Raw genomic sequence first — 6,000 nt, 5'->3', positions numbered from 1 at the left:
GTGATATTGACGATGCCGGCATCAGTTAAAGTAACGGTAGTTGGATCAACGGCAGTGTAACCAGTTGGTACATCAGCGCCAACATCGACACTTTCGCCAGCTTTCCCAGTTTTTTCAACCGTCTTGATTGGCTGCTTGGTCGCTTCATCGACGAAATTAACCGTGGTGGTCACATCAGTTTCGACTGGTGCTTTCTTCTCAACTTTGATATTGACCACGCCATCTTTAACTAAAGTGACGGTGGTTGAATCAACGGCAGTATAGCCGGCAGGGACATCGGCAGCGACATCTACAGTCGTGTTGGCTTCACCAGTCTTACTTACAGAGCCAACAACACTGTTGTTTTCATCTACGAAATTAACTTTAGTGGTCACGCTGGTATCAACCTTCGTGTAAGTCACCGTTACCGTTTGATCGGTTGGCTCCGTGGTAGTCTGAGCCAATGGGTCGGTGAAAACCTTGGTCTTATCGGCAGTATAGCCGGCAATTTCAGGCACATCTACCGCAATATCCGTGGTGTCCGGTGTCCAAACCCCAGTGGCAGTGGCATCGGCACTGCGCAGTTCAATACCATTGCTGGCGCTGTTGATAACCCCAGTCCAAGTTACCGTCTTGGTGATTGGTGCCGGTGTTTGATCCCCAGCCCCTTGGAAATTCACGGTATAAGTGATTTTCTTCGTGACCGTTTCCGTGTTCGCCGTGACGATTACTTGATAGGTGTTGCCCGTAGGATTGCCATCTTTATCCAGGGTCGTGTCGGTGAATTGCAGTTTCGTGGGATCAATGGCATTGCCCTTGGCATCCAATACATCGGCGACCGTATAGTTTTTGTCAATCACATCGCCCTTGTCGTAAGGGGCCGCACTACTGTAGTTACTACCAGCTAACCCGCTGGTCGTTTTATCAGCTTGACCAGCGTTGTAAGGGGTGAGGGTACCGTTGGCATCTTTGACCAGGACTTGCCAAGTATCAGTGACTTGGCGCGTTGGGATGACAGTTAGCGTTGTTGGATCAGTTGTGCTGATGGGATTGCCGTTGGCGTCATAAGGGGTGGCACTGGCGAAGACTTGATAAGTCTGGTTCATCACTGACCCCTTAATATCTACGTCAGCCAGTTTAGTTTCATAAACTAATTTAGCCAGGGCTTTTGAAGCCAAGCTAATCCCGCTAACTTTCACACTGGCCGCGTTGGTATAGTCGGTTGCCTTGCCATTCCCATCTAGATAGGTGATAGTGGCTTGGCTAGAAATGTCGTTGTTATTAGCATCTAGGATTTTGACTGGTGCCGTCAAGTAAAGGTGTTGCCCAGTCTTATCCACAAGATTTAAGTTAGTATCCGTGCGATTGATGGCGGTGGATAACCCGTTGTATAAGTTTTGGGTCACGGTGGCCGTCGGATTGGTCACATCGACTTTGGCAGTGTTACTAGTGATGGTGTCACTAGAGCCCTTAATACCAGTGGTTTGTGAGAATTCTGTAGCACCAACTGTTGTGATTGTGAAAGTCTTGTTTTCATTGACGTTATTATAATAGTTACCATTGTTCCAATCATCTTGATAAGATGTCCCGCGGTTTAATTGGGTACCATCAGGTCGGAAAATTGATGAATCAGCCCGAATACCGAAGTCACTTGAATTAAAGGTGATTGCTGTACCTGGCGCTAAACTGCTATCAACCGTGACCGGCATAGCTTGGCCTAAAGACCAAGTTCCACTATAAGTAATATGGGTAATATAAACGACTGTATCGCCATTTTTGTCAGTAAAGGTGGTGGCTTGCAAATTAGGTTGCCCCCAAGTCTTGCGTAGGGCATCTATGCCGGCAAAGGCGGTACCCTTTGGAATACGGACATATTCACTAAAGGCATCCGGGTGTGCTTGGGTGTATGTGGCATAGGTTTTTTCATTTTGGCCAGCGATTAATGATGAAGTTTTACCATCGGTTCCGACACGTGCGGCGACAGACTGCAGGGCATCAATATAGTAGACAGTTTGGCCAGGACTAACTAATTTAAGGTGTTTATCTGGACTAAGCATTTTAATTGGTTGGCCATAGTAAATGGGGTTATCCGTCCAATAAAAGTAAAGGGGATCGGCACCCCAATATTTTTCCCACACAGTTAAGGCTGAGGTGCTGCCGTAGTTAACGGTTTTCCACTTTTCACCAGCACTTAAGACCTTATCTGATGCATCTTTTTGCGTGGCGGTTAAATGATATTGAACGGTTATAGGGTCTTTCGTATAGAAAGTGGCATGGTATTGAATACTTTGATTGGCATTACTGGTATTCATAGACCCCGTTGGCCGAACAGCATCCACACTACGGATGGTGGCAGAAATGACCGGATCACTTGCTGAACCAATGGTCGCGATATAATTGCTCTGACCGGCAACCACTTTTTGAGTTTCAGTTTGGCCACCAGCAGTGGTGAAAATGACTTCAACATTGTCTGTGAAGCCAATACTCTTCCAATAACTAGGAGAGCCTACGTTGGTAATGCTGGTAAGCCCCATCCCGTTTGCAACACTTGGATTGATGGTCAATTGCAATTCAGGATGGCCCTCGTAATCATAGGTACTGACATCGGTGGCATTGGCCGTATAAACAGTTGAAGTTGTGTCGGTGGGGCCATTGGTAAAAGTGGTTAAATCCGAATTATCCGGGATAATATCACCGGCAAAATTAATCGTCGTATTAAATAGTTTATATTGAAGCGTCTTTGAACTAACAACTTGGTTGAAACTATAAGATGTTCCGTTGATGGCTAATTGAGACCGGACAGGTAAATCTAGACTGATATCTTGCGTCAATTTCTTAGTATATTGACTGGTAATATCCATGAGGTCGCTATTGGCGACTTCTCCCCAAGTTGTACCGGCTTTAAAGGTGACCACGATTTGGCTCCCATTATTAGTGACGGTATAAGGGGCAGCAGGATTGCGTTTGGTAGCGCCGGTAAATTTGACCCCGTCTGGTGCGGAAAATGTCATCGTAAAATCACTAGTTAAGACATCATAATTCTTGAGGTAGTTAAAAAGTGAGTCACTAAGGCGACCGTTAACAGAACTCCAGTTGATGGTTGTCATTGCATCTCGCGTATAGGTTAAGCCGTCTTTTGGATCCACGGCTGCTGCCGAACTACTTAGAACAATCCATGCGTTCCACGAGATATCATGTTTTCTGGTGACGCTCTTATTCACCGTGGCATCCAACTGAGTTACTGTATTGCCATTAACTTGGACCGCAAAAGGTAATGCAGTCGTTGGCTGACCATCGCTTAAATATTTGCTGTTGGTGTTAGTTTGATAATAAATAGGTGCACTGATTTGGGCGCTATTATTAAAGGTCAAAACGATGGCATCGTAAGTTTGGCCATCAATGGTAGTGGTTGTTTGGGTCCGGGATGCAGCGGAAATGCTACCCATGCTCATGAAGCTTAATGCGCCTTGCGGTGTTAAAATCCTGACAACGTCGCCTTTTTGATAGGAGCCAGATAAGTTATAAATTCCCTGGGCATCGCTTGGCTTGCTATCATCAATAGTCGCTGTTCCAGTGAAAGTGGTGTTGGTCTGATCAGCCGCTAGCGGACTAACTGCTTTGGTGGCGTCAGGCTTGGCGGCGTCCGTGGTAGTTTTAGCAGCATCAGCGCTGACTGCAGCTTTCGCAGCAGTAGGTGCGGCTGTTGTTGCAGCGGTTGTCGTCGCTGGGGTACTTGTTGGGGCGGCAGTAGGTTGTGCCGTGGCCGTTGATGCGGTAGTCTGCGGTGTTGCAGGTGTTGCAGGTGTTGCAGGTGTTGCAGCCGCGGTAGCTGCTTTGGCAGCTTGTTCCACGGGCGTCGTGGTATTTGCGGCAGCTGCCGTTGGTTGGGCTGGGGTAGCGATTGCGGTATAAGTAATGTAAGGATTATTATTAATAGTAGCGATTGTGCCTGCGGCGTTGATCGTGGCGGTCAGCGTGGGCTGATCAGCTGTGTATCCAGCCACAACGGGCGCATTCACCGTGACGGTAGTGCCGGTTGTCCCGGTTACCGCAACGGTTTTAACACCTAGGGATGTATTGATAGTTGTTTGTAGGGCAACGGTCCTGGGTTCAACGGGTGCTTGTTGAACGGCTGCCGTGGCCGCTACTTGTTGTGGGGCCACCGCGGTTTGTTCAGCGGTATTAGCCGCCGCAGCGGGTGCTTGATTTTGTTGAGTTGGTGTCAGTGTATCTGCTTGAACGACTTGTGTTTGATCGGTTAATGCGCCAGCACCTAAAAAAATTAAACCAGAACTGACGGCGACCCATAATTTCCCCGATTTATAGAGCTTTTTGTAACCTTGCCGATTCTTCATCATTTTCTCAAATCCTCCATGTGATAGTTTCCTAACTAAGGCGGGAACCTATCGCGACTTTGGGGCGTTAAACAGCTGTAAAACGCAGCGAATGACGTTAAAAAATAGCGTTTACAGCCAGATTCCTTCCATGTTAAATATAATCAAAATTGGCGTATAAATCAACTTTCTGACAATTTTCTTCCTATATTTGGACAAGAAAATCAACTTGTTTAAAAAAACGCAGCTTCTTGCTCAATTATGACGAGCCGAAGCAACTAAAAAATCGCCCGCTACTGGTTTTTAAGTAGGAGGCGATTTTTTGGGACCAATGGCTCAGTCATCCATGAGGTGGTTAGCAGTTTCATAGGCTTTGATGCGGGCCATTAAGTCAGCATTCGTGAAAATCGTAATACTATTGCTGCGACTGCCCCAATAAACAATGCGTTTTAAGGTATCGTAGGTGGTTTGATCCATCCTGGGGTCATCGTTGAGTAGGTAGGTTTCCAATTGGGCCTCTGACCTGGTTCGTTTCAACGTGAAATAAATCTGCAAGATACTACCAGAAATTAAGAAAACCATGGAAATCATGGATACGATGGTGCGTACCGTGGGAAAGAAAGACTGCTGGAGCAGTTCCCGCCAAAAGTTGGCATCTGCTCGGTTGGGTTGGGACAACACATGGATGAGATAAGTACTCATGGTTTGTCCGAACAGCGTGCCGAAAAATAGCAGCAAGGTGGTGACACCGTTGATCACCGATGTAAAATTCACCAATTTCCGCAGCTGATAAAAGGGCATGATATTGATATACATGACAAAGACCAAGACGTTGGTGAGGATATAAATAATTACAAAGGTGGTGAAATTAATATTGTCACTGGTAACCCCCATGATGAAGAACAAGACAAATAGCGTTAAGGACACGATCACCTGCAAGAAGAAATAGCTGGCAATCAGGTGCTGATTGAAACGCTTAGTGGCCCTTAGGAAATATAAAAAGATAAATCCTAAGAAAGCCACGGTATAGCAGCCGGTTAATAAGTTGAGGGCCAAGTCCCCAGAAGTGGTCAATAGATTGATGCCCACACAAATCATGGAAGTGATCGCCAAGAAGCCCCAAACAGTGGCATAGCTCTTTTCCGCATAATGGCCGAACAGCTCCCGCTGACGTTGGTCCTTGGTTCGGGTGGTATCGGTTAAAAAGATATAGTCCAGGTGCTTGATTTTCAGCCACTCATGATATAGTCGCTTGATGCGGTGGGTCTTAATGTTAATGGCAAAATACAGGCCGGATAAGATGGCCAAAATGAACATAGGAATGATAAAAGCTGCCTTATCCATAAATACGCCCAGGATAGATGAAACAATTAGTATCAGTTGTAACAGCCGGATAAATACTTTGCGGATCAAATGAACATCCCCCTTCCAAAATTTCCCATAAATTAATAATGACAACCGCCAAGTGGCTAACTTAAGCAACATCGCAAGTTCAGTGATAATTCTAGCAAATTTTAAGATTGAAGTCCTGTGTTAAGAATTTATCTGGTAGATAGGCAGTTAAATAGTCAGGTGAGCTTTGCTAACAAAATTTCAAAGCGCTAGACTTCGACTGGTTGGAATTTGGCTTGATGAATGTTTAAAATTAAAAATAAATGAGTAATTAAGTTTGACTGCCACTTATTCC

2 protein-coding genes are annotated in these 6,000 nt (G+C 45.8%); both read right to left on the bottom strand.

The annotated features are described in order from the left end of the window. A partial coding sequence (locus FC83_RS07140; protein ID WP_201782542.1) for a mucin-binding protein occupies nucleotides 1-4,337 on the bottom strand: 4,337 nt, incomplete at its 3' end. A gap of 312 nt (nucleotides 4,338-4,649) precedes the next feature. Continuing rightward, complete coding sequence (locus tag FC83_RS07135) at nucleotides 4,650-5,726, bottom strand: hypothetical protein (RefSeq protein WP_035454492.1); 1,077 nt, start codon at nucleotides 5,724-5,726, stop codon at nucleotides 4,650-4,652. Nucleotides 5,727-6,000: the final 274 nt, after the last annotated feature.

The sequence above is a fragment of the Agrilactobacillus composti DSM 18527 = JCM 14202 genome, from assembly GCF_001436375.1.
In the GTDB taxonomy this organism is placed as follows: domain Bacteria; phylum Bacillota; class Bacilli; order Lactobacillales; family Lactobacillaceae; genus Agrilactobacillus; species Agrilactobacillus composti.
The sequence above is the reverse complement of the archived record's forward strand: the minus strand, read 5'-3'. Positions and strand labels throughout refer to the sequence as shown.